The following is a 14433-nucleotide window of genomic DNA, read 5'->3' on the forward strand; positions in this document are numbered from 1 at the left end:
CCCGGGAGACGGTGCCCCGTCTCCCGGCCTGCCCGTCGGGCGCGGCGTCATGCGCGGTTGTAGATATCCTCGTAGCGCACGATGTCATCCTCGCCCAGATAGGCCCCGGTCTGCACCTCGATGAGGTGCAGATTGACCTTGCCGGGGTTCTCCAGACGGTGAATGGCGCCCAGCGGGATGTAAACGGACTCGTTCTCCGTCACCAGCTTCACCTCGTCGTCGATCGTCACCGTGGCGGTGCCCTTGACCACGATCCAGTGCTCGGCGCGGTGGTGATGCGACTGCAGCGACAGCTTCTTGCCCGGCGGCACCATGATCTGTTTGACTTGGAAACGGTCGGCCAGCGCCAGGGTCTCGTACCAGCCCCAGGGCCGGTAGGTGCGCGGCAGAGTCTCGGCCTCGGGCGCGCCCTCCGCCTTGAGCGCGGTCACCGCCGCCTTGACCGCCTGCAGGTCCGACTTGTCCGCCACCAGCACCGCGTCGCGCATCGCCACCACGGCGATCCCGTCGAGATTGACCCCCACCACGCGCGGGCCGTCCTCCTCCGAGCGCAGCAGCGCGTCGCGGCAACCGATCTGCGTCACCTCGCCCGACAGGGAGACCCCCGCCGCATCCGGTCCCATCTCGCGCCAGACCGCGTCCCAGGCGCCCAGATCCGACCAGCCGCAGGAGACCGGCACCGCCACCACGTCGGCGGCCTTCTCCATGATCGCGTAATCGATGCTGTCCTCGGGCATGTCGGCATAGGCGCCGGCATCGAGGCGCAGGAATCCCAGATCCGGCCGCGCCTCCGCCAGCGCGGCGCGCGCGGGGGGCAGCATGGCGGGGGCATGGGCCTCGAAGGCGGCGATCAGCGTGTCGGCGCGGAACATGAAGATCCCGGCATTCCACAGATAGGTGCCCGCCTCCAGCATCCCGGCGGCGGTGGCGGCATCGGGCTTCTCGACGAAGCGGCGCACCGGCTGGACGATCCCCGGGGCCGGGGCATCGGTCATCTCCAGATAGCCATAGCCGGTCTCGGCCCGGTCGGGGGTGATGCCGAAGGTGACGAGCTTGCCCGCCGCCGCCGCCTCGGCCCCGGCCCCGACCGCGGCGAGGAAGGCGTCCGTGTCGCGGATGACGTGATCGGAGGGCGCCACGATCATCACCTCGGCCCCCGCGCCCCGTGCCTCGAGATAGAGCGCGGCGGAGAGGATCGCCGGGGCGGTGTTGCGCGCCTCGGGTTCCAGCAGAAGCGCGGCCTCGGCGATGCCCAGCCCGGCGGCCTGCTCGGCGGCGAGAAAGCGGAAATCGGCATGGGCCATCAGCACGGGCGCGGCGAAATCCTTGCCGGTGAATCGCCTCAGGCTGGACTGGAACAGCGTTTCATCGCCCAGGATTCGCGTGAACTGCTTGGGATAATCCTTGCGCGACAGGGGCCACAGCCGGGTCCCCGACCCGCCGCAGAGGATGACAGGATGTATCATGCTACTGGTATCCTTCAATGGAACGACTGAAACCTGTCACAAGACCTAGCAGCGCGGGTTCCGTCGCGCAGTGCAGCCAGGTGCCGCATCGACGCGATCAAATCAGCCCGCCTCCGCCGCCAATAGGCTCAGGGCGTCGTCAGCGAAGTCACGGCGCCGCATGTCGAAGATCCGCCGGATGCGTCTCTCGTAGAAGGTGACGATGGAATAGGTTCCGGCCTTCATGTCCTCCCACAGGATCGTGGTGATCAGGACGCCCGAGATGACGAAGAACACGTCGACCCCGACATAGCCGCCGGGAAGGCCCGGCCCGGCATGGAAGAGGAAAACGGGAATGACCGCAAGGGTCCGCAAGCCGTCGATATCAGCACGATAATGCATTTGGCACCGGAAAGGCAGGGATCGGAAAAGAAGGCAGGTGAAAAAGCGCAGTCGAAATAACGTTGCGTCATCCTAGGACGGTTTGCCGGGCCCTGTCACGGCCGAAGACGGGCCCGGATCAGGGACCATTTGTCCCGCGCGCCCCGGCGCGGCCCCGGGCGCGGTCAGGGACCGGGCGGGGCGGCAGGCAGGTTGAGCGGCGCGCGCAGCGCCGCGGGCACGGTGCAGCCCTCCGGCGGCGGAGACCCGTTTCCGGGCAGGTATCCGATATCCAGGAGCAGCCCGCGATGGTTGGACCCGAGCGCCGCCCCGCCCCAGGCGGACGCGCTGCGCAGGACCGCGCCGCCGCGGGTCAGGGGCAGGTCGATCGGGATGCCCGCCCCCCCGAGCCGCGCGGGCCAGGTCGCCACCGGCCGCCGCGGGGCGTCGAGCCCGCAGCGGGTGGTGATCTTGCGCAGCCGCTTGCTCCAGGGCGCGGCGTTGAAATCGCCGACCACGACCAGCGGTCCCGGGGCGGTGGCCGCTTGATGCGTCACCATCCACTGATCCGAGGCGCTCAGCCCGTAATACCACGGCTTGAGCATGTGGACGGCAGCGACGTGAAGCTCTTCTCCGTCCGGCAGCGGCAGGCGCAGCGCCGCCAGGCGCTCGGTGCCGGTGCTGGGCATCCGCAGCAGCTGCGCCCCGATGGCCGGGTCCCGCAGCAGGATCATGATGTCGCAGCGCCGCCCGCCGCAGCCCAGAACGACGGGAAACCGCGTCTCCAGCAGCGCGCGCGATCCCTGCAGCGGCGTGGCCTCGGTCAGCACGATCACGTCGGCCGGGCTGGCGGCCAGCGCCTCGACCAGCCGGGCGGGCGACAGCGGGTTGGTGTGGAGCATGTTGTACCACAGCAGCTGCATCACCGGCTCGGCCCCGGGATGGAGCGGGGCCGCGCGCTGCAGGTGGCGTATCGCGCCGGACCCCAGCCCGACCGCGGTCGCCAGCGCCACGCAAAGCGCGAATCGGCGCCCCCCCAGCGCCGCGATGAGCAGGCACAGCACCAGGGTCAGCACCGCCAGATGCGGTGCGGCGCTTTCGCTCATGCGGGCAACCGGGCCCAGAAAGGGCAGATCGGGCCAGTATTCGGCGCTGGCGACGCAGGCCGCCGCGCCGAGCGCGGGCAGCGCGAGCGCACCGCGCCACCAGTCGCGGCGCCGGGATGTCTGCGGATGGGGCACGGGCGGATACTCTGGACGGCGATCACCCGATCCTAGCCGCGGCGCGCCGCCTGCGTCAGTGAGACATATGCGCCGGCGCTCTGCAACGGGTGCCGATCTGGTCTAGGCTCGGCCGTCGCCCTTCCCCAGCCGGGCCATGCCCCGGTCGTCCCGCGAGGAGTCGTTAAAGAATGTTGAGCCTTCCTTTCCGCAGCGGCCACCGGGCCGCCCCCGTCGGCAACACTCCGCGCCGCTCCGCTAGGATGCGCCTCCGAGATGTTCCGATGCAATGGATCCGAAGGGGAATTCGGCTGATGGCACTGATGATCGCACTTGGAATGGGCAGCATGCCCACACTCACCATCGCTGGCAGCGCCACGGTCGGCTCGGTCCTGCAGGCAGCCGGGATGCAGATCAGCGGCACCAGTCCCATCACCTACAACATCCAGTGGTACCGCAACGGCACGGCGATCAGCGGGGCCCGCTCGACGCTCTACGACACGGCGGGGGAAAGCGCGGGCGCGGTGCTGCGGGTTTCGGTGACCTCGGGCGGCACCCGCACCGACAGCCAGGAGGTGACGCTGACCGCCGCGGCGGCCGTCCCCTCGGGAGGGCAGGCGATGCTCGATGCGATGCCCGTGGCGCCCGCCTTCTTCGACAGCGGCGCCGCCTTCGGCCGCAATGCCGCGACGCTGCCGCTTGCCGGGGATACGGATGCCGCCGATGGCGCGGTCATCGAGGGCCGTCTCGTGCGCGCCGATACCGGCGCCGAGGTGAGCCCCTGGAGCGCGCTCGGAACGGCGCAGGGCGGGCGGTGGAGCGGCAGCTATGCCGGCGTGGCGCGCAGCCCCCACAGCCTTCGGGCAGAGGTGCGGGTGGCCGGATCCCCCGAACCGGCGGTCCGCGGCGCGGAGGACATCATGATCGGCCATGTCATCGTGCTGATCGGCCAGTCGGAGGAAGCCTACATGTTCGGCCCCTCGCTCGACGGCGGCACGCCCGAGCCGGTCGCCGATCCCGCCGCGCTGCATGTCATGACCCATCGCACCGATGGCGGCTACGCGGCCACGGCCAGCGAAGGCGCCTACGCGGCCAACGGGATCATGGCGGTCACCACGGCCACGCCGCGCACCTCGTCGATGGCGGCGCTGTCGAATTTCCTCGCCGCAAATGCGCCGGGCGACCGGTTCCTGCTGGTGGATGCCTCGGTCGCGGGCACCAGCTACTGGAACCTCGCCAGCGACGATCCCGCCGCGGCGGCAAGCGAGCAGTCCGACCGCGACTGGACCGACAGCTTCGCGGGGGCGGTGGAGCTGCTGCGCAGCTACGGGGCGGAGCCGGGGCTTCTGATGTCGACCTGGACCGCCGCGCCCGCGACCACCAATGACGGCTACCGGCAGCGGCTCTATCCGCTGTTCACCGGACGCTACGCGCCCGAGCAGGGCGGCGCCGATTACGTGCCGGGCCAGGACGCGCTGAATGGCCGCCCCTATGATCACCTGTTCTTCGACCTGACCGGCCGCGGCCTCGGCCTTCTCGACCCGGACAGGACCAAGGCCTATTTCTACGGGCCGCACCGGTTCGAGCTGACCCAGGCGAACGCGACCAAGCAGGACACGCGCATCTCGATCCGCAACCTCGCCGATGACGGGCTGCCCAGCGTGATCGACGTGGTCGGGCCCGAGATGGTGTCCTACGAGAACGGCTTCCAGGCGACCGGATCCTCGCGCAGCCCCGATCGCGCCGCGGCGGATGGCTGGGTCGATGTCGCGCATCCCTCCCGCTTTTCCTCCGACGGCGCGCCACGCCGGGCGCGCTTCACCGCGCTGGCCGCCCTCTACGGGCTGGGGATCGGTCCCGAGGCCGCGCAGGCCCGCGACGTGCCGCGGCTGAACCGGGCCTATTGGGAGCCCTCGGGCAGCTATGCGGAATTCTGGTTCGAGGCGGCGGACGGCACCATCCCCCCGATCACCACCACACGGCTGGCGCGCGGCGAAGCGGCGATTCCGCGGACGCTTGCGGGGACGGCCTCCGCCAGCCAGGCGGCCATCGGCGGCGCCGAGCTGCCGCATCGCGCCGAAGTCGCCGGGTTCGAGATCGATGGCGATGCGGCGCAGAACGCGGTCATCGCCGACGGGCGCATCCGGGTCTATCCCAATGGCGGCAGCTTCACCGGCAACACGCGGATCGACTTCCTGCGCGGCGGCGCCTCGGGGATCCATTCGGTGCCGGGCCTCGCGGATGCCGACGTGATCCAGGCCGACCTCTTCGACCGGATCTGGATGAACCTGCCGGTCGTCACCGGCATGGTCGAAGATGTGGAGGGCATCCCGCTTCGCCCGATGCCCGAGCAGGGCGAGATCGCCCCAGACCTGGCGGCGGCCCCGCAATTCGCCACTGACGGCACGACGGCGATCTACGACTCGGCGAACTGGGGGGCCACGACCCCGATCACCGCCAGGTTCCGCCTCTCCGCCACCCCCGCCGGGACCGGCGAGGAGGCGCTGCTGCGGCTGCCGACCGGACCCGCGGAACTGAAGCTCTCGCTGATCAACGGCGACGGGCTGCGCTACAAGTTCGGCCCCGGCGGGATCGCGGCCGATGTCGCCTCGCCGGTTCCCTATGCCGGGGCGATGCGCGAATTCGTGATCACAGCCGATCCCGCGGTCGGCGCCTTCGGCGTCTATGTCGACGGCATCCGGGTCGCGGGGCAGGAGTCCGGCGCGGGCGGCAGCTGGTCGGGCGCCTATCCGCTGCGGCTGCTGGGGCTCAGCAACGGGGCCGGCCTGCTTCATGCCGCGGTGGAGAGCATCACGATCTGGAGCGCCTACAGCCCCGACGGCGCCGCCCCGGCCACCGCCCCCTACAAGCAGATCGAGGGCGATGCCGCAGCGGCCATGGCGACGGCCAAGGCCGGCCCGCATCCCTTCGTCTGGTATCGCGACGGCGCCGCGCAATAGCGATCCCGGCGCGGGCTCATCCCGGCATGCAGGCGCGTCCCGCCGCCATGCCGATGCGCCGCACCAGGCCCGGGAGGACGACCTGCCGGACCTGGTGCGGCGCCGGATGGAGCCCGTCGGCAAACCGCCGCTGCGCCGCCGGGCGCGCCATCCAGTCGCCGTAGAGATCGGCCAGTGCCGCGCCGTGACGGTCCGCCAGCTCTCCCAGCTGGGCATAGTGGCGCGCCAGGGGCGCCCGCAATGCCGCATGGAGCCCGCCGACGGGGTTCATGGTCAGCAGCACGACATGCCCCGGGGCCACCGTCTCCTGCAACCGCGCGATCAGCGCCGCATGCTGGGCCTTGCCCCGGCGCAGCGACACCCCGTCCAGCAGATCGGCATCATTGATCGCGAATTCGACCAGCACCAGGTCCGGCCCGGCCGCGACCACTTCGTTGACCGCTTGCAGACCCCAGGCGCTGCCCGCCCCGCTGCGGGCGATGCGCAGGACCTCCACCGGGTGATCCAGACAATCGGCGAGTTCGCCCTCAAGCTCGACCGGCCAGGGCGAGGACCGGGTAAGGCTCGATCCGAAAGCGACGATCCGTACCGGCCGCTCCGGCATCGCGGACAGGCTCAGGGGGGCGATCGGCCGGTCGCCCGGCGGAGGCGGCGTCTGCAGTTTCCAGCCCGCCACCAGCCCGGCCAGCATCCCCAGAACCAATCCGGCCAGCACGGCGAAACGGCGCCATTCCCGTTTCATGGCGCCACCGGCACGGGCTGGCGGGCGGCATTTGTTGCAAAAATGCCACTATATCCTTTCGGATAAACAATATGGCTGTTTGTGTGCCAATTGTATCCTATCGTGAATAACAATAAGTATATTCGAGATGTACGGATTCGGTTCCGCAAGTCTCTGTTTTCATTTTCCCGACCTTTCCGAACCCCAATCCCCCCGCAGTCTGCGGGGTCTCCAGACCTGTCCTGAGTGAACGTAGAAGGTAACGAGTACATGAGTGAAATCGTCGTCAACAACACCGCTGAACTGTCCCAGATTCTGAAACAAGCCTCGGGCGGAGAGACCATTCTTCTTGCTCCCGGGGAATATGACTCCCTCTTCATAAAAGATCTTGATTTCGATCCTGCAATTACGATCACGTCCCAAGACCCCGCGAATCCCGCAACTTTCACCGACCCGGTCACGTTCGTCCGCGTCGATGGCCTCGTGCTGGACAATGTGGCCTTCCACTCCGACAGCATCGATGACACTTCGCCGCTTCTCTTCTTCAACGGGTGCGAAAATGTCAGCATGTCGAACCTTGCCTTCACCGGCTATATCCCTGCGGAAGGTGAAGGCGCGGATCCCGATGCCGCCGACACGACCCGCAGCGATGTCATCGAAGGGTACGGATTCCAGCGCGGGTTGCGCATCCACGATTCGGAAAATGTGACGATCAGCGACTCCACCTTCGAGGATCTGAAACTGGCCGCCTATATCGGCGAAAGCAGCGATGTCCTGCTGACCGGGCTGACGATCGAGGCCGTGCGCGAGGGGATCAATTTCTACGAGACCACCGGCCTGACCATTTCCGACAGCCTGTTCCAGAATTTCACGCCCTGGCTGGGAATGGACGATGCCCGCTACGACACCACGATCCACGATCATCCCGACATGATCCAGTACTGGGGCGCCAATTCGACGACCGGGGTGCATGACATCACCATCACCGGCAATACCTTCCTCGCAGAGGCGGGCAGTTCCACCCAGACCATCTTCGGCCATCTCGACGGGGCCGCGGAGGGGGTGACCGCCACGAATTTCACCGTCACTGGCAACCTGATCATCAACGGCCAGATCCACGGCATAAGCCTCGGCGATGTCGACGGTGCGCTGATCGCGGACAACATCCTGATGCCCAACACCACCGATCCCGAAAGCGCCAACCGGCTGCCGACGATCCGTGCCCCGGACGGGGTCAACATCGTGATCAAGGACAATACCGTCGTCGACAGTTACGGCATCTTCAATTCCTCCGAAGAGGCAACGGCGGCGGACAATCTCGCATTCGACGGCAATGTCATCCTCTCCAGCGATGCGGAGAGCGGCAGCTATTGGCGCGAATCCGGGTTGTCGGTGCTGTATTCGCAGGTGCTGAGCGCGACGCTGCAGGGGCTGGAAACCGTCGATGCGCCCGAGACGGGCGGGACGATCCGGGCCGACATGGCGGGAGGATTCGTGATCGGCAGCGCGAACAATGACGTGCTGATCGCCCGCCATGGCATGGATATCCTCTTCGGCGGAGACGGGGCGGACATCTTCCAGTACAGCGTGGCCGTGGCTGAAGGGACGCTGCCGGACCTGATCCTCGATCTCGATTTCTCCGAGGGCGACAAGCTTCTGCTGTCGGCGGCAGACGTGGGATACTTCACCCCCTATTCCGATCTGAGCGAGGACGCGCTGGTCCTGCAGGATGGCGCGGCCCTGCGCATCCTCAGCCTCGACGGCCTCCTGGCACTCGTCGAGGCGGGCGCGCTCAGCTACGAGAGCGACGGAATGGGCGGCGGCCTGCTGAGCCTCGCGGATGACAGCGGACCGACCATGCAGATCGCCGGCATCTCGCCCTCGGACCTGACCGGCGAGGTTCCCGCCGCGCCGGTGGAAAGCCTTCCCGAAAGCCCGGGCAGCGTCGAGGCCTCGCGCCCGTCGGCGGATGACGATACCCGCGAAACCTTCGATCCGGCCGATTACGGGATGACCTCCGTGGTGACCGGCACGGATGAGGGGGAGACGCTCTGGGCCAGCTCGGGCGGCAGTTTCATCGATGCCGGCGCCGGGGATGACATCCTCAGCGGGCGCAACGGCCATGACGTCTTCGTCGGCGGTGCCGGGGCGGACCGGTTCATCTTCGACCTGCGCCCGTCTTCTGCCGAGGACGACCTGGTCCTGGATCTCGATTTCTCCGAGGGAGACGAGATCCTCATCGTCACCGATATCGAGGAGCTGTTCACCAACGACACCGATCCCGACAACGACCTGTGGATCGGCGGCAATGGCAGCTCGGCCAAGATCCGCAGCATCGCCGACCTGCAGGAAATCCTCGATTCGGGGGCGATGACCTATGTCAATGACGGGACCGGCGGCGGCTACCTGTCGCTGGCCGACGGCACCGGCCACAGCTTCCAGATCGCGGGCTTCGAGCTGATCTGACCATCCCCGCCCGCCGCGTGACCATCGCGGCGGCGCAGCGATCAAAAAAACGTCTTTCGCGCCGCCATTCGCCTGCCGGCGGCGCGAAAGACGCGATGCGGGTCACAAGGCCTCATGGCAAGGCCGGGCGGCTGCCGCGATAAGGGGGGCGATATTGCAGCAATTGACCCGATTACAGGAGCACCCGCCATGGATGGCCAGGTCACCGAGATGCCAAGGCTCGACGCCGCGCGCACCGAGAAGCCTCTTGCGGGCCGCAAGATCCTCATCATCGTCGAGAACCTGCCCCTGCCCTTCGACCGGCGGGTCTGGCACGAGAGCCGCACCCTGACCGCGGCGGGGGCGCAGGTGGCGGTGATCTGTCCCACCGGCAAGGGCTACGAGGCGCCCTACGAGGAAATCGACGGCGTCCATATCTACCGCCACCGGCTGCCGCTGGATGCCAAGGGGGCCTCGGGCTATCTGCTGGAATACGGCGCGGCGCTGTTCCACGAGACGCGACTGGCCTGGAAGATCCTGCGCAAGCACGGATTCGACACGATCCAGGGCTGCAACCCGCCGGACCTGATCTTCCTCATCGCCTGGCAGTTCAAGCTTCTGGGCAAGCGCTACATCTTCGATCACCACGACATCAATCCCGAGCTCTACGAGGCGAAATTCAACAAGCGCGGGTTTTTCTGGCGGCTGATGGTGCTGTTCGAGCGGCTCAATTTCTGGACCGCCGATGTGGTCATCTCCACCAACCGCTCCTACCGCCAGATCGCGATGGAGCGCGGCAAGAAGAAATCCGAGGACATCTTCGTCGTGCGCTCGGGGCCCGACCTGAACCGGCTGCACGTGATGCCGCCCAACCCGGACTGGAAGAACGGCTGCGACGCGATGGTGGGCTATGTCGGCGTGATGGGCGACCAGGAGGGGATCGACCTGCTGCTGGAATCGGCGCGGGAGATCGTCTTCGACCGCGGCCGCAACCTCCAGTTCGTGCTGGTCGGCGGCGGGCCGGCGCTCGAGGACCTGAAGGCGCTGGCCGCGAAGCTGGGGCTGCAGGATCACGTCACCTTCACCGGCCGCGCCCCCGACGATGTTCTCTTCGAGGTGCTCAGTTCCGCGGATGTCTGCGTCAATCCGGACCGCGTGAACCCGATGAACGACAAGTCGACCATGAACAAGATCTTGGAATACATGGCGTTTTCCAAGCCGATCGTGCAATTCGAGGTGACCGAGGGGCGCTATTCGGCGGAAGATGCCTCGCTCTATGCCGAGCCCAACAACACCACCGACATGGCCGCCAAGATCCTGTCGCTGATCGACGATCCTCTGCGCGCGGCCGAGATGGGCCGCATCGGCCGCAACCGGGTGGAGACCGAGCTGAGCTGGGATTACCAGGTCGACACGCTGATCGCCGCCTACCAGCGCGCGAAGGGCTGAGGCCCCGGCAGGGTCAGGCGCCGCGCAGCGCCTGGCCCAGCATCCAGCCCGCCCGCGCCGCGCGCAGACGCAGCAGCGTGCCCGCGCCGCGCAGCTTCTCCTGCCCCGACAGGCGCTCCGCGCCCAGCACCTTCGGCAGGTGCAGCGGCCCCGATGCCGCGACGGCCACCGCCCTGAGCGCCCATTTCGCCCGGCCCGACGCCGAGGTGCCGTTGAGGTGGAACCCCTCCAGCGTGGTGCGCCGCCATTTCTTGGCCAGCGCGGGCCAGTCCTGCCGGGTCGGATGCGACACTGCCAGCTCGTCGCGATAGACCAGCGCATGGCCCTTCGCCCGGGCGCGGAAGCACCAGTCCATGTCCTCCGACAGCCCCACGACCATCGGCCCGGTCTCCTCGAAGACCGCCCGCGATGTCAGGAGGTTGGCGGTCACCGAAAACCCCTTCTGCTCGACATAGCTGCGCTGCCAGAAGGCGAAGACCGTCTCGAAGGCCTCCGCCCCCGAGCGCGGCGGCGGGGTCTCGTCGAACGTGTCGATGCGCCCCCCCGTCACCGCCGCGCCGCCCGAAAGCCGCAGCGCCGTCGCCAGCCAGTCGGGCCCGGGCACGCAATCGCTGTCGAGGAAGGCGAGGAAGGGCGCGGTGGTCTCGGCCACGCCGCGATTGCGCGCCGCCGCCGCGCCCTTCTGCGGCTCGGTGACGAATCGCGCCCAGGGATGGGCGGCGCGCAGCGGTTCCAGATCGGCGGGGCTGTCATTGTCGGCCACGACGGTTTCCACCCGCGCCCCCGCCGCCGCCGCCTGCGGGGCCAGGGCGCCCAGGCATTTCTCCAGCCGCGCGAGGTCGTTGTAATGGGGAATGACGACGGCCAGCTCGGGCAGGGCCTCGGAAAGGGGATCGGGCATCACAATCTCGGACTGGGCCGCCGCGGCGGGGTTGCGCACAGGGTCAATCTGTCAAATCCCTCCGCACGGGCAAAGCCGCCATGATGTCGCCGACGCCCCCGGGATCCGGCCGGGCGCGGCAGCTGCAAGGGGGCAGGAATGGAAACAGCATCCGTCGGTGTCGTGATCGTCGCCTTCAATTCCGGCCAGGAGGTCGTCGACTGCGCCGCCTCGGTGATGGGCGCGGCCGCCGCCGCCGGGCTCGGCCTGCGCGTGGTGGTGGTCGACAATGCCTCCACCGACGACACGGTGGCGCGGCTGGCGGACTGGGCCGCGGGCACGGCCCTGCCCTGCCCTGCCGAGGCGCTGCCTTTCGCGATCCCGCCGCTGGCGGCGCCGCCGGGCCTGGCCGAGGGCGGTCCCGGCATGGCGCCCCGGCCCGAGGCGCCGCTGGCGCTGATCCGCACCGGGGCCAATCGCGGCTTTGCCGGGGGGGTGAATGCCGGGCTGGCCTATCTGGCGCAGATGCCCGGGATCGCCCATTTCTGGGTGCTCAATCCCGACAGCGTCGTGCCGCCCGAATCGCTGGCGGCGCTGAAGGCCCGGCTGGAGACCGGCGCGCCCTACGGGCTGATGGGCGGGCGCGTGACCTATCTCGATCCGCCCGACATGATCCAGATCGACGGCGGCGGGCGGGTGAACCGGCGCACCGGCGTCACCGTCAATTGCGGGCTCGGCGCCTCCCATGCCGCCACCCCGCCCGCGCGGGCGCAGGAGATGGATTTCATCATGGGCGCCAACGTGATTGCCAGCCGCGCCTTCTACGAGGCGGTGGGCCCGATGCGCGAGGAGTATTTCCTCTATTACGAGGAGGTGGACTGGGCGATGCGCCGCGGCGCGCTGCCGCTCGACTATTGCGCGGGGCTGCGGGTCTACCACCTCGCCGGGACGGCGATCGGATCGCCGACCCTGGCCAAGCTGGCCTCGCCCTTCTCGCTGTATTTCAAGCACCGGGGGCGCATGATGTTCCTGCGCCGCTTTCTGCCCGGCGCGCGGCTGACGGGATACGGCTACAGCCTGGCCTATGCCGCGCGCTGCCTGATCCGCGACCGCAGCCCGCAGGCGGCGGCGGCGGTGCTGCGCGGGGCCTTCGGGCTGAACCCGCCGCAGGCGGTGCGCGACCGGCTGGGCCCCGAGGCCTGCCGGATCGCCTTCGGGGCATGATCCGCCGCGGGGCCGGATGACATCCGGATTATCCAATGCGACATGCCTGCCCCTTGAGCCCGGCGCGGCGCTCTCCCTATGCTGGACCGGGGCAGGGCCGCGGCCATGTCCTTCCATATTCACCGCTGCGTCCCGTCCCGGCGCGGCCCCGCAGCGAGGTTTTCCGGCCCCCATGTCCCCGCCCGACCGCCTCCCAGGCCCGCCATCCCGCGCCCGCCGCGGATGCGGGATCCTCCGATGACGACGCTGCGCGCCGGGCGCCGCCTTCCGGCCGGATCGCGCAACCGGCCCCGCGCCGCGCGGCAGGACCGGCCGGCGCCGGGACTGAGCGAGAGCCTATCGATGCCCTTCGTGCTGGGTCTCTTCGTCTTCTCGATCACCCAGCCCTACCTGTTCAATTTCGGCGGCTTCATCATGGCGCCCTACCGGGTGCTGCTGATGATCATGCTGGTGCCGCTGGGGCTGAACTGGATCTCGGGACGCTATGGCGGGTTCATCCTGCCCGATTTCCTGGTGCTGGGGCACATGCTGTGGATGCCGGTCTGCATGGTGGTCAACGGCCAGGGCGCAGGCATGCCGGTCTATGTCTTCTCGCAATTCATCGACATCGTCGGCGGCTACATGCTGGGGCGGGCGGCGATCCGCAACAAGGACGACCTGGTCTTCTTCACGCGCTGTCTGCTGACCGTTCTGCTGATCCTGCTGCCCTTCGCGGCGCTGGAAAGCCTGCGCGGCATCATGCTGCTCAACGACATCGCGCAGAAGCTGCCTCTGGCGGAACCGCATCACCGCTCGACCCTGTCCTATCCGCCGCGCTTCGGCATGCTGCGCGCCCAGACCGCGACGCCGCACCCGATCCTCTACGGCATCACCTCGGCGATGGCCTTCTCGCTGGGCTGGCTGGTTCTGCCGCATGGCCGCAAGCCGGTGACGGGCAAGGCCGGGCGGCTGCGCTGGCTCGGCGGCAGTCTCGGCGGCAGCTTCTTCGCGCTCTCGGCGGGGGGATGGATGAATGTCATGATGCAGATCGGGCTGATGTGCTACAACCGGATGTTCCGCGGGATCGGCGCCCGCTGGAAGCTGTTCCTCTGGGGCTTCGCCGCCTTCTACGTCTTCCTGATCTTCTATTCCGAACGGCCGCCCTTCGTGGTGCTGTCGCGGCTGGTGGCGCTCGACCAGGAGACCGCATGGTTCCGCTTCCTGATCTACCAATACGGCAGTGCCGAGGTGGCCCGCCACCCGATCTTCGGCATGGGGCTGTTCACCGACTACATCCGCCCCGCCTGGATGATCCCCTCGGTGGACAACCACTGGCTGCTGCAGGCGATGCGCTGGGGCTGGCCGGGGTTCCTGATGCTCCTGGGCGCGGCCTTCTACCCGGTGATCAAGCTGGGGCTGAAGGATTTCCGCGGCAATGCCATGCTCTCGGACCTGCGCTACGCGATGATCTTCGCCATGGTGCCCTACTATGTCAGCATGGCGACGGTCGCGGTCTGGAACATCCAGTATTCGCTGATCATGCTGATGATGGGCGCCTGCGCCTGGCTGATCCGCGCCGAACCGGACCCGTCGGTGGCGGAGACCGCGGAGACCGCGGAACCCGAGGCGCAGGAGGAGAGGGCGCCGCGATCGCGCTTCACGCGCTTCCCGGGGCGCGCGGCGGCCAGGCGCGCCGCCAGGGCGGACCGCGCGCCTCCGGCGCGCCGCT

General features: G+C 68.6%; 9 protein-coding genes and 1 pseudogene. 5 read left to right on the forward strand and 5 right to left on the reverse strand.

What is annotated here, in order from left to right:
• Window positions 1-47: 47 nt before the first annotated feature.
• The 3 genes and pseudogenes from ICN82_RS14965 to ICN82_RS14975 form a co-directional block, all read right to left on the reverse strand.
• Window positions 48-1466, reverse strand: a complete 1419-nt coding sequence (locus tag ICN82_RS14965) for a mannose-1-phosphate guanylyltransferase/mannose-6-phosphate isomerase (RefSeq protein ID WP_193184241.1) — start codon at window positions 1464-1466, stop codon at window positions 48-50.
• A gap of 114 nt (window positions 1467-1580) precedes the next feature.
• Window positions 1581-1847: pseudogene (locus ICN82_RS14970) on the reverse strand (acyltransferase family protein); the annotation flags it as partial.
• 164 nt (window positions 1848-2011) lie between these two features.
• Window positions 2012-3067 (reverse strand): endonuclease/exonuclease/phosphatase family protein, encoded by a 1056-nt coding sequence (locus tag ICN82_RS14975; protein WP_193184245.1) that lies wholly within the window; start codon window positions 3065-3067, stop codon window positions 2012-2014.
• Between the two features lie 293 nt (window positions 3068-3360).
• On the opposite strand from ICN82_RS14975, the gene ICN82_RS14980 reads away from it, so the two are divergent.
• The gene (locus ICN82_RS14980) at window positions 3361-6006 is read left to right on the forward strand and encodes a hypothetical protein (protein ID WP_193184246.1); all 2646 of its coding nucleotides are present in this window, start codon (window positions 3361-3363) and stop codon (window positions 6004-6006) included.
• Window positions 6007-6022: 16 nt separating this feature from the next.
• Here ICN82_RS14980 and ICN82_RS14985 read toward each other — a convergent pair whose 3' ends face one another.
• Entirely contained in the window at window positions 6023-6748 is a 726-nt protein-coding gene (locus ICN82_RS14985; protein ID WP_193184247.1) for an SGNH/GDSL hydrolase family protein, read from the reverse strand.
• Window positions 6749-6997: 249 nt separating this feature from the next.
• Between ICN82_RS14985 and ICN82_RS14990 the strand changes: the two genes are divergently transcribed.
• Both ICN82_RS14990 and ICN82_RS14995 read left to right on the forward strand, forming a co-directional pair.
• The gene (locus ICN82_RS14990; protein ID WP_193184248.1) at window positions 6998-9193 is read left to right on the forward strand and encodes a right-handed parallel beta-helix repeat-containing protein; all 2196 of its coding nucleotides are present in this window, start codon (window positions 6998-7000) and stop codon (window positions 9191-9193) included.
• A 189-nt stretch (window positions 9194-9382) separates the two neighbouring features.
• Window positions 9383-10621: a glycosyltransferase family 4 protein gene (locus ICN82_RS14995; protein WP_226898514.1), complete on the forward strand. Its 1239-nt coding sequence runs from the start codon at window positions 9383-9385 to the stop codon at window positions 10619-10621.
• A gap of 13 nt (window positions 10622-10634) precedes the next feature.
• Here the strand turns inward: ICN82_RS14995 and ICN82_RS15000 are convergent, their stop codons facing one another.
• On the reverse strand, window positions 10635-11522 hold the full coding sequence (locus ICN82_RS15000; RefSeq protein ID WP_193184249.1) for a glycosyltransferase family 2 protein: 888 nt from the start codon (window positions 11520-11522) through the stop codon (window positions 10635-10637).
• Window positions 11523-11660: 138 nt separating this feature from the next.
• Here ICN82_RS15000 and ICN82_RS15005 point away from each other — a divergent pair, with 138 nt between their 5' ends.
• Window positions 11661-12725, forward strand: coding sequence for a glycosyltransferase family 2 protein (locus tag ICN82_RS15005; RefSeq protein ID WP_193184250.1), 1065 nt, complete (start codon window positions 11661-11663; stop codon window positions 12723-12725).
• Window positions 12726-12962: 237 nt separating this feature from the next.
• Window positions 12963-14433 (forward strand): O-antigen ligase family protein (locus ICN82_RS15010; protein ID WP_193184252.1); only part of this gene is annotated, 1471 nt, incomplete at its 3' end.

Source organism: Mangrovicoccus algicola (genome assembly GCF_014903745.1).
Lineage (GTDB): Bacteria > Pseudomonadota > Alphaproteobacteria > Rhodobacterales > Rhodobacteraceae > Mangrovicoccus > Mangrovicoccus algicola.